At 61.9% G+C, this 16463-nt stretch carries 13 protein-coding genes; 9 read left to right on the top strand and 4 right to left on the bottom strand.

The annotated features are described in order from the left end of the window. Positions 1–29: 29 nt before the first annotated feature. On the bottom strand, positions 30–740 hold the full coding sequence (locus J2Y83_RS05605; protein WP_253393682.1) for a tellurite resistance TerB family protein: 711 nt from the start codon (positions 738–740) through the stop codon (positions 30–32). 168 nt (positions 741–908) lie between these two features. Between J2Y83_RS05605 and J2Y83_RS05600 the strand changes: the two genes are divergently transcribed. The 8 genes from J2Y83_RS05600 (at position 909) to J2Y83_RS05565 (ending at position 11005) form a co-directional block, all read left to right on the top strand. Next, on the top strand, positions 909–1820 hold the full coding sequence (locus J2Y83_RS05600; RefSeq protein WP_253393681.1) for a LysR family transcriptional regulator: 912 nt from the start codon (positions 909–911) through the stop codon (positions 1818–1820). Between the two features lie 132 nt (positions 1821–1952). Then, on the top strand, positions 1953–3410 hold the full coding sequence (locus tag J2Y83_RS05595; protein ID WP_247407789.1) for a gamma-aminobutyraldehyde dehydrogenase: 1458 nt from the start codon (positions 1953–1955) through the stop codon (positions 3408–3410). A gap of 72 nt (positions 3411–3482) precedes the next feature. After that, a complete protein-coding gene (gene ydcS, locus J2Y83_RS05590; RefSeq protein ID WP_247407787.1) occupies positions 3483–4634 on the top strand; it encodes a putative ABC transporter substrate-binding protein YdcS in 1152 nt (383 codons plus the stop codon). Between the two features lie 141 nt (positions 4635–4775). Then, positions 4776–5810, top strand: coding sequence for an ABC transporter ATP-binding protein (locus J2Y83_RS05585; protein WP_253393680.1), 1035 nt, complete (start codon positions 4776–4778; stop codon positions 5808–5810). A gap of 1 nt (position 5811) precedes the next feature. Next, on the top strand, positions 5812–6741 hold the full coding sequence (locus J2Y83_RS05580; protein ID WP_253393678.1) for an ABC transporter permease: 930 nt from the start codon (positions 5812–5814) through the stop codon (positions 6739–6741). Further along, positions 6731–7540 carry an ABC transporter permease gene (locus J2Y83_RS05575; protein ID WP_150292796.1) on the top strand — a complete coding sequence of 270 codons (810 nt, stop codon included), beginning with the start codon at positions 6731–6733 and terminating at the stop codon, positions 7538–7540. The genes J2Y83_RS05580 and J2Y83_RS05575 overlap by 11 nt, the downstream gene beginning before the upstream one ends. 60 nt (positions 7541–7600) lie before the next feature. Continuing rightward, positions 7601–9025, top strand: a complete 1425-nt coding sequence (locus J2Y83_RS05570; RefSeq protein WP_253393676.1) for a gamma-aminobutyraldehyde dehydrogenase — start codon at positions 7601–7603, stop codon at positions 9023–9025. A gap of 354 nt (positions 9026–9379) precedes the next feature. Then, positions 9380–11005, top strand: coding sequence for a glucan biosynthesis protein D (locus J2Y83_RS05565; RefSeq protein ID WP_253393674.1), 1626 nt, complete (start codon positions 9380–9382; stop codon positions 11003–11005). 58 nt (positions 11006–11063) lie between these two features. Here the strand turns inward: J2Y83_RS05565 and J2Y83_RS05560 are convergent, their stop codons facing one another. The 3 genes from J2Y83_RS05560 to J2Y83_RS05550 all read right to left on the bottom strand — a co-directional run bounded on the left by J2Y83_RS05560 (position 11064) and on the right by J2Y83_RS05550 (position 14754). Beyond that, positions 11064–11249 carry a hypothetical protein gene (locus J2Y83_RS05560; RefSeq protein WP_253393673.1) on the bottom strand — a complete coding sequence of 62 codons (186 nt, stop codon included), beginning with the start codon at positions 11247–11249 and terminating at the stop codon, positions 11064–11066. A gap of 271 nt (positions 11250–11520) precedes the next feature. Beyond that, entirely contained in the window at positions 11521–12627 is a 1107-nt protein-coding gene (locus J2Y83_RS05555; RefSeq protein WP_253393671.1) for an NADH:flavin oxidoreductase/NADH oxidase, read from the bottom strand. A gap of 225 nt (positions 12628–12852) precedes the next feature. Then, a complete protein-coding gene (locus J2Y83_RS05550) occupies positions 12853–14754 on the bottom strand; it encodes a potassium transporter Kup (RefSeq protein ID WP_253393669.1) in 1902 nt (633 codons plus the stop codon). A gap of 312 nt (positions 14755–15066) precedes the next feature. Between J2Y83_RS05550 and rimO the strand changes: the two genes are divergently transcribed. After that, a complete protein-coding gene (gene rimO, locus J2Y83_RS05545) occupies positions 15067–16407 on the top strand; it encodes a 30S ribosomal protein S12 methylthiotransferase RimO (protein ID WP_245229100.1) in 1341 nt (446 codons plus the stop codon). Positions 16408–16463: the final 56 nt, after the last annotated feature.

Below are 16463 nucleotides of genomic sequence, written 5' to 3'. Positions count from 1 at the left end.
CTGATCGCTCCCATCCGTGGGAACGATCCTTAAAACGTCACCTGGCGCACCTGTTTCTCCAACTCAACCTTCAAACCGGGCTCCAACTTAAGCTGCCGCGCCAGCTCATCCAGATACGCCTTCTCCATAAAGTTCTCCTCATCCACCAGCATCACACTGGCGATGTACATCTCGGCGGCCATTTCCGGGGTGCTTGCCGCCCGCGCCACGTCGGCCGGGTCGAGGGGTTTGTTCAGCTCGCCATGCAGCCAGCTTTGCAATTCGCGGTCGTTATCCAGCTTGGTGAATTCACCTTCGATCAGCGCGCGCTCGCGCTCGTCCACGTGCCCGTCGGCCTTGGCCGCCGCCACCAATGCCTTGAGGATGGCTTGGCTGTGTTGCTCGACCTGGGCCGCTGGCAGACGGTCGATGGTTTGCGGCTCGCCCTGGGGCGCGCTGGCCTGTTGCGCCTGCCAGTTGCCGTAGGCTTTGTAGGCGATCACGCCCAATGCCGCCAGCCCGCCATAGGTCAGGGCCTTGCCGCCGAACTTGCGCGCTTTTTTATTGCCCAGCAGCAGGCCCATAGCCCCGGCCGCCAGGGCTCCGCCACCGGCGCCGCCGAGCAAACTGCCGAGCCCGCCACTGCCGAGCAACCCGCCCAGGGCGCCTTTGTCGTCGGATTTGCCCTGGCCACCGGCCTTGTTCTGCAACATGTCCTGACCAGACTTGAGCAGTTGATCGAGTAATCCACGGGTATTCATGCGTAGCCTCCAGACACTAGGGTTCATAGGACCAATAGGCTCCCAGCGTAAAACTAAGTGCTAAAAAACCCTGATCTAGAGTGCTTCCAGATGTAACGCGGCTATCCTTCGGTTAAATCGATATACACTCGAGTCAGTCGATAAAAACACCCCACTGGTAATTCCAGCATGATGACCTTGCGTCAAATCCGGCACTTCATCGCCGTGGCCGAGACCGGCTCGATCTCCGCGGCGGCGCAAACCGCGTTTATTTCGCAGTCCACCCTGACCCTGGCGATCCAGCAACTGGAGCAGGAAATCGGCGTCAACCTGTTCAACCGCCATGCCAAGGGCATGACCCTGACCCACCAGGGCCATCAGTTTTTGCGCCAGGCGCACTTGATCCTGGCCACCGTCGACAACGCCAAACGCAGCCTGCAGCAGAGCACCGATCAGGTGGCCGGGCAGTTGATCGTCGGCGTGACCAGCCTGGTGGCCGGTTATTACCTGGCCGACCTGCTCACCCGTTTCCAGCGCGCCTACCCCAATGTGGAAATCCGCGTGATGGAAGATGAGCGCCCGTACATCGAGCATTTGCTGGTCAGCGGCGAGATCGATGTGGGCGTGTTGATCCTCTCCAACCTCGAAGACCGCCACGCGCTGCAGACCGAAGTACTCACCCACTCGCCCCACCGCTTGTGGCTGCCGGCGCAACATCCGCTGCTGGAACACGACAGCATCAACCTGGCCGATGTGGCGCGTGAGCCGTTGATTCAACTGAACGTCGACGAAATGGGCCACAACGCCCAACGCATGTGGGCCGCAGCCTCCCTGCAACCACGCGTCACCTTGCGCACCGCCTCCACCGAAGCCGTGCGCAGCCTGGTGGCCGCGGGCCTGGGCGTGTCGATCCAGCCGGACATGACGTACCGCCCGTGGTCCCTGGAAGGCGACATTATTGAAGCGCGCCCCATCGCCGACCTCAGCCAGACCCTCGACGTCGGCCTCGCCTGGCGCCGTGGCACGGCACGGCCGGCGCTGGTCGACCCGTTCCTGACCGTGGCGCGGGAACAGCCCCATCCCCGCAAGCCATCTATTTAATCGAATGCTGCATTCAGTATTTAGTATTTGTTGGCCTCGCGTCTGACCTCTAGTCTCGGTACATCCATGAGAGAAGGTCGGGCGCCTTGTAAGAGAACGCCCATGACCGCACAAGAAAAGAGATCGCGAAAAATGTCCGCTGCGCCCACCCCGCTGCTCACTGCGTTGCTGATCGACGGCGAACTGGTCCAGGGCCAGGGCTTTGTTGAACCGATTCTCAACCCAGCCACGGGTGAAGTGCTGACCCAGATCGCCGAAGCCAGCACCGAACAGGTTGAAACCGCCATCCTCGCGGCCCACCGCGCATTTGCCGGCTGGTCACGCACCACGCCGCAGCAGCGTTCGAACATTCTGCTGGGCATCGCCGACGCCATCGAGCACCAAGCCGACTACCTGGCCCGCCTGGAATCCCTGAACTGCGGCAAGCCGTTGCACCTGGCGCGCCAGGATGACTTGAGCGCCACCGTCGATGTGTTCCGCTTCTTTGCCGGCGCCGTGCGCTGCCAGACCGGCCAGCTCAGCGGCGAATACCTGCCGGGCTACACCAGCATGGTGCGGCGTGATCCGATTGGCGTGGTGGCCTCGATTGCGCCGTGGAATTACCCGCTGATGATGGCCGCGTGGAAGATCGCCCCGGCCCTGGCCGCCGGCAATACCCTGGTGTTCAAGCCGTCGGAACACACGCCACTGTCGATCCTCGCCCTGGCCCCGGCCCTCAGCCAATTGTTGCCACGCGGGGTGATCAACATTCTGTGCGGCGGCGGCGAAGGCGTCGGCAGCCATCTGGTCAGTCACCCGAAGGTGCGCATGGTGTCGTTGACCGGCGATATCGTCACCGGGCAAAAAATCCTGCAGGCCGCCTCGAAAACCCTTAAACGCACGCACCTGGAACTGGGTGGCAAGGCGCCGGTGATCGTGTGTAACGACGCCGACCTGCAAGCCGTGGTCGAAGGCGTGCGCACCTACGGTTACTACAACGCCGGCCAGGACTGCACTGCCGCGTGCCGCATCTATGCCCAGGCGGGGATTCACGACAAATTGGTCGCCGACCTGGGTGCGGCGGTCAGCAGCCTGCGCTTTGCCGGCAAGCGCGACGCCGACAACGAACTCGGCCCGCTGATCAGCACGCGCCAGCGCGACCGCGTCGCCAGTTTTGTCGAACGCGCCCTCGGCCAACCGCATATCGAACGCGTCACCGGCGCCGCCGTGCATTCCGGCGCGGGCTTCTTTTATCAGCCGACCTTGCTCGCCGGCTGTAAACAAAGTGATGAAATCGTCCAGCGCGAAGTGTTCGGCCCGGTGGTTACTGTGACCCGCTTCGACGAACTGGAGCAGGCGGTGGACTGGGCCAATGACTCCGAATACGGCCTGGCCTCGTCGGTGTGGACCGAGAACCTGGACAAGGCCATGCAGGTGGCGGCGCGTCTGCAATACGGCTGCACCTGGATCAACAGCCATTTCATGCTGGTCAGCGAAATGCCCCACGGCGGCTTGAAACGCTCCGGGTATGGCAAAGATCTGTCCAGCGATTCGCTACAGGACTACAGCGTGGTGCGGCACATCATGGCCCGCCACGGCCAGCACCTTTAAAACAACAACTAGGCTCATGCGTCACCGGCTGCAAAAACTGCCCCGACCATAATTAAAGAAGAGGGATTCCCCATGTCCGCGCATAAGACCGCACTGCTCAGTGCCCTGACCACCGCGCTGCTGGCCAGCGCCAGCCTGCAGGCCGCCGAACCGCTCAAGGCGGTAGGTGCCGGCGAAGGCCAGTTGGATATCGTCGCCTGGCCCGGCTATATCGAACGTGGCGAAAGCGACAAAGCCTACGACTGGGTCACAGGTTTCGAGAAGGAAACCGGCTGCAAGGTCAATGTGAAAACCGCCGCCACCTCTGACGAAATGGTCAGTTTGATGGCCAAGGGCGGTTACGACCTGGTCACCGCGTCAGGCGATGCGTCGCTGCGCTTGATCGGCGGCAAGCGGGTGCAGCCGATCAACACCGCGTTGATCCCCAACTGGAAGAACATCGACCCGCGCCTGAAAGATGCGCCGTGGTACGTGGTCGGCCAGCAAACCTACGGTACTCCGTACCAGTGGGGGCCGAACGTGCTGATGTACAACACCAACGTATTCAAGACCGCGCCCACCAGTTGGAACGTGCTGTTCGAGGCGCAGAACCTGCCGGATGGCAAGCCGAACAAAGGCCGCGTGCAAGCCTATGACGGCCCGATCTACATCGCCGATGCGGCGCTGTACCTCAAGTCGACCAAGCCGGAACTGGGCATCCAGAGCCCGTATGAGCTGACCGAAACCCAGTACAAAGCCGTGCTCGAAGTGCTGCGTGCGCAGCAACCGTTGATCCACCGCTACTGGCACGACACCACCGTGCAAATGAGTGACTTCAAGAACGAAGGCGTGGTCGCCTCCAGCGCCTGGCCGTATCAGGTCAACGGCCTGATCAACGAGAAACAGCCGATTGCCTCGACCATTCCCAAGGAAGGCGCCACCGGCTGGGCCGACACCACCATGCTGCACAGCGAGGCCAAGCACCCGAACTGCGCCTACAAGTGGATGGACTGGTCGCTGCAACCGAAGGTCCAGGGCGATGTCGCCGCCTGGTTCGGCTCCCTGCCGGCGGTGCCTGCGGCCTGTACCGGCAGCGAATTGCTCGGCGCCGAAGGCTGCAAGACCAACGGTTTCGACCAGTTCGACAAGATCGCCTTCTGGAAAACCCCGCAGGCTGAAGGCGGCAAGTTCGTGCCGTACAGCCGCTGGACCCAGGATTACATCGCGATCATGGGCGGCAGGTAAGACCCTGCAGACGGCATAGATCCCCTGTGGGAGGGGGCTTGCCCCCTCCCACAGGGTTGACCGCATTCACAGATGTTCTGTTTTTTCAGAAGTCCAGGCCGGGCCGCTGCGACGACCCGCGCCTTTTGGGAGCACCGCACCATGACGCTTGCAGTCCAATTCACCCACGTTTCCCGTCAGTTCGGCGAAGTGAAAGCCGTTGACCGGGTTTCCATCGATATCCAGGACGGCGAGTTCTTTTCCATGCTCGGCCCTTCCGGCTCGGGCAAGACCACCTGCCTGCGCCTGATCGCCGGGTTCGAGCAGCCGAGCGCCGGCTCGATCCGGATTCATGGCGAAGAAGCCGCCGGCTTGCCGCCGTATCAGCGTGACGTCAACACCGTATTCCAGGATTACGCGCTGTTCCCCCACATGAATGTGCGCGACAACGTGGCCTACGGCCTGAAAGTCAAAGGCGTGGGCAAGACCGAGCGCCTCAACCGCGCCGAAGAGGCCCTGGCCATGGTCGCCCTCGGCGGCTACGGCGAGCGCAAGCCGGTGCAGCTCTCCGGCGGCCAGCGCCAACGGGTGGCCCTGGCCCGCGCGCTGGTCAATCGCCCACGCGTATTGCTGCTGGATGAACCGCTGGGCGCCCTCGACCTCAAGCTGCGCGAACAGATGCAAAGCGAGCTGAAAAAGCTGCAACGCCAGCTCGGCATCACCTTTATCTTCGTGACCCACGACCAGACCGAAGCGCTGTCGATGTCTGACCGCGTGGCCGTGTTCAACAAGGGCCGCATCGAACAAGTCGACACCCCGCGCAACCTCTATATGAAACCGGCCACCGCATTCGTCGCCGAATTCGTCGGCACCTCCAACGTGATTCGCGGCGAGTTGGCCCAGCGCCTCAGCGGCAGCCCGCAACCGTTCTCGATCCGCCCCGAGCACGTGCGCTTTGCCGAAGGCCCGCTGGCGGCCGGCGAAGTGGAAATCAGCGGCCTGTTGCATGACATCCAGTACCAGGGCAGCGCCACCCGCTATGAACTGAAACTGGCGAACGGCCAGGCGTTGAACATCAGCCAGGCTAATAACCAGTGGCTGGACACCAGCAACGGCTATCAGGTCGGCCAGCCCATCACCGTGCGCTGGGCGCAGGCCGCCATGACCACCCTGACCGACCACGCAGGCGAGGTGTGACATGAGCCTGGCCCTGACCCAACCGCCGATGCGCAGGTTTTCCAACCTGCTGTACCGCAAGCCCAACCTCTACTTGGCGATGCTGCTGATACCGCCGCTGATCTGGTTCGGCGCGATCTACCTGGGCTCGTTGCTGACCCTGCTGTGGCAAGGCTTCTACACCTTCGACGACTTCACCATGGCGGTCACACCGGACCTGACCCTGGCCAACTTCGCCGCGCTGTTCCAGCCGTCGAACTTCGACATCATCCTGCGCACCCTGAGCATGGCGATTGTGGTGTCGATCGCCAGTGCCGTCGTCGCCTTCCCGATCGCCTATTACATGGCGCGCTACACCACGGGCAAGACCAAGGCGTTTTTCTATATCGCGGTGATGATGCCGATGTGGGCCAGCTATATCGTCAAGGCCTATGCCTGGACCTTACTGCTGGCCAAGGGCGGCGTGGCGCAATGGTTTGTGCAGCACCTGGGCCTGGAGCCGGTGTTGCAGTTCGTGCTGGGGATTCCCGGCGTGGGCGGCAGCACCTTGAGCACCTCGCACTTGGGGCGGTTCATGGTGTTCGTCTATATCTGGCTGCCGTTCATGATCCTGCCGATCCAGGCATCGCTGGAGCGTTTGCCGCCGTCGTTGCTGCAGGCTTCGGCGGACCTGGGCGCCAAGCCGCGCCAGACCTTCATGCAAGTGATCCTGCCGCTGTCGGTGCCGGGGATTGCGGCCGGTTCGATCTTCACGTTTTCGCTGACCCTGGGCGACTTCATCGTGCCGCAACTGATCGGGCCGCCGGGTTACTTCGTCGGCGGCATGGTGTACGCCCAGCAAGGCGCCATCGGCAACATGCCCATGGCCGCGGCGTTCACCCTGGTGCCGATCGTGCTGATCGCGGTTTACCTGTCCATCGTCAAACGCCTGGGGGCCTTCGATGCACTCTGAGAAATCATCACTCGGCTTGAAGATTGCGGCCTGGGGCGGCTTGGTGTTTTTGCACTTCCCGATCCTGATCATCTTCCTGTATGCCTTCAATACCGAAGAAGCGGCGTTCAGCTTTCCGCCCCAGGGTTTCACCCTGAAGTGGTTCAGCGTGGCCTTCGCCCGCCCCGACGTACTCGAAGCGATCAAGCTGTCGCTGCAGATCGCAGCCATTGCCACCCTGATCGCCATGGTCCTCGGCACGCTCGCTTCAGCCGCGCTGTATCGCCGCGAGTTCTTCGGCAAGCAAGGCGTGTCGCTGATGCTGATCCTGCCGATCGCGCTGCCGGGGATCATCACCGGGATCGCCCTGCTGGCGACCTTCAAGACGCTGGGCATCGAGCCCGGGATGTTCACTATCATCGTCGGCCACGCGACCTTCTGCGTGGTGATCGTCTACAACAACGTGATCGCCCGCCTGCGCCGCACCTCCCACAGCCTGATCGAAGCCTCGATGGACCTGGGCGCCGACGGCTGGCAGACCTTCCGCTACATCATCATGCCCAACCTGGGCTCGGCGCTGCTGGCCGGCGGCATGCTCGCGTTTGCACTGTCGTTCGACGAAATCATCGTCACCACCTTCACCGCCGGGCATGAGCGCACCTTGCCGCTGTGGCTGCTCAACCAGTTGAGTCGCCCGCGGGATGTGCCGGTGACCAACGTGGTGGCGATGCTGGTGATGATCGTGACGATGTTCCCGATTCTGGGTGCCTATTACCTGACCCGCGGCGGTGAAAGCGTGGCAGGCAGTGGCGGTAAGTAACTTTTCCATTGAACCCGGTTTCTTCAGGGCAATAACAATAGTTTTTTGGAGGAATGAACCATGCAAACCAAACTTTTGATCAACGGCCAACTGGTCGAAGGCGAAGGCCCGGCACAAGCGGTGTTCAACCCGGCGCTGGGCCGTGTGCTGGTGGAAATCAAGGAAGCCAGCGAAGCCCAGGTCGACGCCGCCGTGCGTGCCGCCGATGCGGCGTTTGAAAGCTGGTCGCAAACCGCGCCCAAGGATCGCTCGCTGCTGCTGTTGAAACTGGCGGACGTGATCGAAGCCCACGGCGAAGAGCTGGCCAAACTGGAGTCGGACAACTGCGGCAAACCCTACAGCGCTGCGCTGAATGACGAGATCCCGGCGATTGCCGATGTGTTCCGCTTCTTCGCCGGCGCCAGCCGCTGCATGAGCGGCTCGGCCGGCGGTGAATACCTGCCGGGCCACACCTCGATGATCCGCCGCGATCCGGTGGGCGTGATCGCCTCCATCGCCCCGTGGAACTACCCATTGATGATGGTCGCCTGGAAAATCGCCCCGGCCCTGGCCGCCGGTAATACCGTGGTGCTCAAGCCGTCGGAACAAACTCCGCTGACCGCCTTGCGCATGGTCGAACTGGCGTCGGAGATTTTCCCGGCTGGCGTACTCAACCTGGTCTTCGGCCGTGGGCCTACCGTGGGCAGCCCGTTGGTGAACCATCCTAAAGTGCGCATGGTGTCGCTGACCGGCTCCATCGCCACGGGCGCCAATATCATCTCCAGCACCGCCGACAGCGTGAAGCGCATGCACATGGAGCTGGGCGGCAAGGCACCGGTGATCATCTTCAACGACGCCGACATCGAGGCGGCGGTGGAAGGCATTCGCACCTTCGGTTTCTACAACGCCGGCCAGGATTGCACCGCGGCCTGCCGCATCTATGCCCAAGCGGAGATCTACGACGCGTTCGTCGAGAAACTCGGCGCCGCAGTCGCCAGCATCAAGTACGGCTTGCAGGATGACCCGACCACCGAGCTCGGCCCGCTGATCACCGCGCAACACCGCGACCGCGTGGCCGGGTTCGTCGAACGCGCCGTGGCGCAGCCGCACATCCGCCTGGTGACCGGCGGCAAAGCGGTGGAAGGCAACGGTTTCTTCTTTGAACCGACGGTTTTGGCCGATGCGCAGCAGGACGATGAGATCGTGCGCCGCGAGGTGTTCGGCCCGGTGGTGTCGGTGACCAAGTTCGCCGATGAAGCACAGGTGCTGGGCTGGGCCAACGATTCGGACTACGGTCTGGCGTCATCCGTATGGACCGCCGACGTGGGACGCGCCCATCGCTTGGCTGCGCGCTTGCAGTATGGCTGCACCTGGGTGAACACCCACTTCATGCTCGTCAGCGAAATGCCTCACGGCGGTCAGAAACTGTCGGGGTATGGCAAGGACATGTCCATGTATGGGCTGGAGGACTACACCACCGTGCGCCATGTGATGTTCAAGCACTGAACCTCGCCCTGATGCCTTGACTGTAGGAGCAAGCTTGCTCGCGAAGAACGCCAACGATAATGCGGGGCATCCGATTAAACGCGGTGTCCAGGCGCCTGTCGCGAGCAAGCCCCTCCCACATCGGACCTTCATAATTCCCGGGTAATGTGCTCACTCACGGCCCGGAAATGTCTTGTCGCATTTGCCAAGCCATCATCCCGCTATCAATCATTTTTCCTACGCCATCGAACCGCTTAAGCTATGCGGCGTCTGTTTAATGTCCGTTGCGTTTGGCCGAAGGTAGGTCCGAACCGTTATTTCTGATCCAGCACGTGCCAGGGCCGGCGCGGGATTTGCTCACGACAGGTTGTCTCTATGCACCGCAGGAATTTGCTCAAAGCGTCCATGGCCATTGCGGCTTACACCGGTTTATCGGCCAGCGGCCTATTGGCCGCGCAGGCCTGGGCCGGGAACCGCGCCGCCGACGGCAAGGCCGTGGCGTTCGATTTCGAAACGCTGAAGGCCCAGGCCAAGCAACTCGCCGGGACCGCGTATAAAGACACCAAACAGGTGCTGCCGCCAACCTTGGCGACCATGACACCGCAGAACTTCAATGCCATCGGCTACGACGGCAACCATTCGCTGTGGAAGGAATTGAACGGCCAGTTGGACGTGCAGTTTTTCCACGTCGGCATGGGCTTCAAGACGCCCGTGCGCATGCACAGCGTCGACCCCAAGACCCGTGAAGCGCGCGAAGTGCATTTCCGCCCTTCGCTGTTCAACTATGAAAAATCCACGGTCGACACCCAACAACTGACCGGCGACCTGGGTTTCTCCGGCTTCAAGCTGTTCAAGGCGCCGGAGCTGGATCGCCATGACGTGCTGTCGTTTCTCGGCGCCAGTTACTTCCGCGCGGTGGATTCCACCGGGCAGTACGGCCTTTCCGCACGCGGCCTGGCGATTGATACCTACGCGAAAAAACGCGAGGAATTCCCCGACTTCACGCAGTTCTGGTTCGAAACCCCGGACAAAAACGCCACGCGCTTTGTGGTCTACGCCCTGCTCGACTCGCCGAGCGCCACCGGCGCCTACCGTTTCGATATCGACTGCCAGGCCAGCCAGGTGGTGATGGCCATCGACGCGAACATCAATGCGCGCACCGCCATCGAACAACTGGGCATTGCCGCGATGACCAGCATGTTCAGCTGTGGTACCCACGAACGACGCATGTGCGACACCCTCCACCCGCAAATCCATGACTCGGACCGCCTGGCGATGTGGCGCGGCAACGGCGAGTGGATCTGCCGTCCGCTGAACAACCCGGCCAAGCTGCAATTCAATGCGTTCGCCGACACCGACCCGAAAGGCTTCGGCCTGGTGCAGACCGACCATGAATTTGCCAGCTACCAGGACACCGTCGACTGGTACAGCAAGCGCCCAAGCCTGTGGGTCGAACCGACCACCGCGTGGGGCGAAGGCTCGATCGACCTGCTGGAGATCCCGACCACCGGTGAAACCCTGGACAACATCGTGGCCTTCTGGACCCCGAAAAAACCCGTGGCCGCGGGGGATTCGCTCAACTATGGCTACAAGTTGTACTGGAGCGCCCTGCCGCCGGTGAGCACATCGTTGGCGCAAGTCGACGCCACGCGTTCAGGCATGGGCGGTTTCATCGAGGGTTGGGCACCGGGCGAGCATTACCCGCCCGTCTGGGCGCGCCGGTTTGCCGTGGACTTCAAGGGCGGCGGCCTGGATCGCCTGCCACCCGGCACCGGTATCGAGCCGGTGGTGACCTGCTCCAACGGTGAAGTGAAAGACTTCAGCGTGCTGGTGCTGGACAACATCAAGGGCTATCGCATCCTGTTCGACTGGTACCCAACCAGCGACAGCGTGGAGCCGGTGGAGCTGCGCCTGTTTATCCGCACCCAGGACCGCACCTTGAGTGAAACCTGGTTGTACCAGTACTTCCCGCCGGCACCGGCGCTGCGCAAATACACCTGACACCCTGACCCTCACTGTGGGGGCGGCCTTGCCCGCCCCCCCATGGGTCACAGACCGCTCAGAACCGCGACACACTTTTCATCGCCCCAATCAGATAGCGCATCGCCACCTGATCGTTCTCGGTCAGGGCGCGATACTGCGCCACCAATTCAGCCTCATCGGAACTCAACCTTCGGGCGCGCAAGGACACCCCGCGGTTCAGAAAAGACGCCACCACACCCGCTACACCATAGGACTTGGCCATGGACTGTTTCTCCTGATATCGATCAAAAACTCCGTGTGCCCATTACCCGCCTGCCGTGAAGCGCAATGCCTCGGTAGACAAACCGACTGACTCCCTGGGCCAGAAATCAGACTTACCCTAAGCGTAGAAACAATCTCGTGACGTGTGGGATTTTTTTAGAGTATTCACTTAAATAATTGGGTCAGGAATAAATACCTACAGCCATATCCCACAGCTCCCGGCAAAAAAAACCCACCGGGTCAGGGTGGGTTTTGTTGGAGCCGATGAAGGATCAATCCCTGAGATCAGACTCATGAATCGGCTGATCCCGATGGGTCGCCCGCTGGTACTGGGCCGGCCAGGTCGCCTTGCGCCCACCCAGGTCATCGTCGGCATGCAACGGCCAGTAAGGGTCACGCAGCAGTTCTCGGGCGAGGAAGATGATGTCGGCCTGGCAGGTGCGCAGGATGTGTTCGGCCTGGGCCGGCTCGGTAATCATGCCCACGGTGCCGGTGGCGATGCCCGACTCTTTGCGCACGCGCTCGGCAAACCGCGTCTGGTAGCCGGGGCCGATGGGGATCTCGGCGTTGGCGGCGGTGCCGCCGGAGGACACGTCGATCAGGTCGACGCCCAAGTCTTTCAGGCGGCGCGCCAGCTCCACGGTTTCATCGGGGTTCCAGCCGTCTTCCACCCAGTCGGTGGCCGACACCCGCACAAACAGCGGCAGGTCTTGCGGCCAGACTTCGCGCACCGCTTCGGTGACTCGCAGTACCAGGCGGATACGGTTTTCAAAGGTTCCGCCGTACTGGTCCTGACGCTGATTGCTGATGGGCGAGAGGAATTGATGCAGCAGGTAACCGTGAGCGGCGTGGATCTCCACCACTTCAAAACCGGCGGTCAACGCGCGCTTGGCTGCGGCGACAAAGTCAGCGATCACTTGCTCGATCCCCGCGTCGTCCAGCGGACGGGGCTGCGTGTGGTTCGGGTCAAAGGCAATCGGCGACGGCCCCACCGGCACCCAGCCGCCGTCTTCCGGCTTGAGGCTACCGTGCTTGCCGATCCACGGCCGATGGGTGCTGGCCTTACGCCCGGCGTGGGCCAGTTGAATCCCGGCCGCCGCGCCCTGGGCCGCGATAAAGCGCGTGATGCGTTGCAGCGGGGCGATCTGTGCGTCGTTCCACAGGCCCAGGTCTTCGGCGGTGATACGGCCCTCGGCGGTGACGGCGGTGGCTTCGGTGAAAATCAGCCCGGCCCCGCCGACGGCGCGACTGCCGAGGTGGACCAGGTGCCAGTCGTTGGCCAGGCCATCGACGCTGGAGTATTGGCACATTGGCGACACGGCAATGCGATTGAGCAGGGTCAATTGGCGCAGGGTGTAGGGTTCGAGCAACTGACTCATGGCGCACCTCTTCTTGGCTTTTTGGGCACTTCTGTAGGAGCGAGCTTGCTCGCGAAAGCCTCATGGGCGCCGCGTTTATCCAGGATCGACGCGTTACCGTTAAGGTTTTTCGCGGGCAAGCCCGCTCCTACACAACAGTGCTTAGAGCCTAGTCGACAACGAGGGATCGCACAGGGTTCAGAAGGTAAAACGGGAGCCGATTGCCGGCTCCCGTTCAACAGCCGCTTACATTTCGACCTGGGTGCCCAGCTCGATCACCCGGTTGACCGGGAGTTTGAAGAAACGCAGGTTGCCGTTGGCGTTCTTCAACATGAACGCAAACAAGCCTTCGCGCCAGCGGGCCATGCCTTTGATGCGCGAGGCGATCACCGTTTCGCGGCTGAGGAAGTACGTGGTGCGCATCGGGCTGAAATCCAGATCATCCAGGTGGCACAGCTTCAGCGCTTCGGGCACGTCCGGCTCATCGGTAAAGCCGAAGTGCAGGATCACGCGGAAGAACCCTTCGCCGTAGGCATCCACCTCGAAGCGCCGTGCGGCGGGAACGCGGGGAATGTCTTCGTAGACCACCGTCAGCAACACCACTTGCTCGTGCAGCACCTGGTTATGCAGCAGGTTGTGCAACAGCGCATGCGGCACCGCGTCGGGCCGCGCGGTGAGGAACACGGCGGTGCCCTGCACGCGATGGGGCGGCTGCACACGGATACTGCCGATAAAGATCGGCAACGGCAGGCCGCCCTCGTCGAGGCGGTCCATCAACAGTTCCTTGCCGCGTTTCCAGGTCGTCATCAGGATAAACAGCACGATCCCCGCCAATACCGGGAACGCACCACCCTGGATGATTTTCGGCACGTTGGCGGCGAAGAACAGCCCGTCCACCAAGAGGAAACCGATCAACACCGGAATCGCCAGCACCGGTGGCCATTTCCACAGCAACAGCATCACTGCCGACACCAGGATGCTGGTGATCAGCATGGTGCCAGTCACCGCCACGCCGTAGGCTGAAGCCAGCGCGGCGGACGACTCGAAGCCCAACACCAGCAGGATCACGCCGACCATCAGCGACCAATTCACCGCGCCGATGTAGATCTGCCCTTGTTCAGCGCTGGACGTATGCTGAATGTGCATGCGCGGGATGTAACCCAACTGGATCGCCTGACGGGTCAGGGAGAACGCGCCGGAAATCACCGCCTGGGACGCAATCACCGTGGCCAGGGTGGACAACACCACCAACGGAATCAGCGCCCAGCTCGGTGCGAGCAGGTAGAACGGGTTACGCGCCGCTTCGGGGTTTTCGAGCAGCAGCGCACCTTGGCCGAAATAGTTGAGCACCAACGCCGGCAGCACCAGGGCGAACCACGCACGGGCGATGGGTTTGCGCCCGAAATGGCCCATGTCGGCGTACAGCGCTTCGGCACCGGTCAATGCCAGCACCACGGCGCCGAGAATCGCCACACCCATGCCAGGGTGGACTATAAAGAAACGCACACCCCACACCGGGTTCAACGCGTTGAGTACTTCCGGATGCTGGCTGATGCCATGCACGCCCAGGCCCGCCAGCACCAGGAACCACAACACCATGACCGGCCCGAACAGCTTGCCGATGCGGTCAGTGCCATGTTTCTGGATCAGGAACAGGCCCACCAGCACCACCAGCGACAACGGCACGACCCAGCGTTCAAGTCCCTCAAAGGCCAGTTCCAGGCCTTCTACCGCCGAGAGCACCGAGATTGCCGGGGTGATCATGCTGTCGCCGTAAAACAGCGCCGCGCCGATCAACCCGAGAATTACCAGCACCGAGCGCAGTTTCGGATACGGCGACGACGCCCGCCGCGCCAACGCGGTAAGGGCCATGATGCCGCCCTCACCCTGGTTGTCGGCGCGCAGGATGAACAACACATACTTGATCGAAACGACCCAGATCAGCGACCAGAAGATCAGCGCCAGGATCCCGAAGACTCCGTCATGGTTGACCTGAACCCCATAATTTCCGCTGAACACCTCTTTAAGGGTGTAGAGCGGGCTGGTCCCGATATCGCCGTAAACTACCCCGACCGCTGCCACCAGCATACCAATCGGCTTGGCGTTGGAATGCTCGGCACCCGCTGCCTGACTACTTGCCTGACCCATCAACCACTCCTGCCCTATGACCTGAGGTCTCTTATAAACAACGCATCTAAGCTGACCTTAGCATGCGCTGTTTTACTTCTCGTAACAGACGTTTTATTGACCCAAGGATTTCACCCGCGAGCAACGGCGCGAAGCATAGCGCAGCACTCGTCGTATTTCCCTGCATAAAGCTGGTCAAGTGCGTTGCCCGTCGCTAGAATTGCGCACTTTTTGATCAGAGGCATAAAAGCCCCTCTCTCACGAGTGCGCTAAGTGCCCGTCTACCGCCTTGTCGTGCCCGACTGGCGGCGTCATTCAATACCGAGGTTAGACATGTCCACCACCATCGCAAAAGCCAACCCCAAGGTCGGCTTTGTTTCCCTGGGTTGCCCGAAGGCTCTGGTCGACTCCGAACGCATCCTGACGCAACTGCGCATGGAAGGTTATGACGTCGTGTCCACTTACCAGGACGCGGACGTGGTGGTGGTCAACACCTGTGGCTTCATCGACTCGGCCAAGGCGGAATCCCTGGAAGTGATCGGCGAGGCCATCAAGGAAAACGGCAAGGTCATCGTCACCGGCTGCATGGGCGTGGAAGAAGGCAATATCCGCAACGTACACCCGAGCGTGCTGGCCGTGACCGGTCCGCAGCAGTACGAGCAGGTGGTCAACGCCGTGCATCAAGTGGTGCCGCCGCGCCAGGACCACAACCCGCTGATCGACCTGGTGCCGCCGCAAGGCATCAAGTTGACCCCGCGCCATTACGCCTACCTGAAGATTTCCGAAGGCTGCAACCACAGTTGCAGCTTCTGCATCATCCCGTCGATGCGCGGCAAGCTGGTCAGCCGCCCGGTGGGTGACGTGCTCGACGAAGCCCAGCGCCTGGTCAAATCCGGCGTGAAAGAGCTGTTGGTGATCTCCCAGGACACCAGTGCCTACGGCGTCGACGTGAAATACCGCACCGGCTTCTGGAACGGCGCGCCGGTGAAAACCCGCATGACCGAACTGTGCGAAGCCCTCAGCAGCCTGGGCGTGTGGGTGCGCCTGCATTACGTGTACCCGTACCCCCATGTGGACGAGCTGATCCCGTTGATGGCCGCCGGCAAGATCCTGCCGTACCTGGACATCCCGTTCCAGCACGCCAGCCCGAAAGTGCTCAAGGCCATGAAACGCCCGGCCTTCGAAGACAAGACCCTGGCGCGCATCAAGAACTGGCGCGAGATCTGCCCGGATCTGATCATCCGTTCGACCTTCATCGTCGGCTTCCCTGGCGAAACCGAGGAAGACTTCCAGTACCTGCTCGACTGGCTGACCGAAGCCCAGTTGGACCGCGTCGGTTGCTTCCAGTACTCGCCGGTGGAAGGCGCTCCGGCCAACCTGCTGGACCTGGCCGTGGTGCCGGATGACGTCAAGCAGGACCGTTGGGAGCGTTTCATGGCGCACCAGCAGGCGATCAGCTCGGCGCGCCTGCAACTGCGCATCGGCAAGGAAATCGAAGTGCTGATCGACGAAGTCGACGAGCAAGGCGCCGTGGGCCGCTGCTTCTTCGACGCACCGGAAATCGACGGTAACGTGTTTATCGACGATGCCAGCGGTTTGAAACCGGGTGACAAAGTCTGGTGCACCGTGACCGATGCCGACGAATACGACCTGTGGGCTGAAAAGCGCGACTGATAGCATCAGGCACCGCTAAAAAAAACTCGAAAAGCCCTGCCTCTGAACAAGATGCG

Origin of the sequence: Pseudomonas marginalis, assembly GCF_024169655.1 — a bacterium.
Classification (GTDB): Bacteria; Pseudomonadota; Gammaproteobacteria; order Pseudomonadales; family Pseudomonadaceae; genus Aquipseudomonas; species Aquipseudomonas paraveronii.
This window is presented reverse-complemented; position numbering and strand designations above follow the sequence as displayed.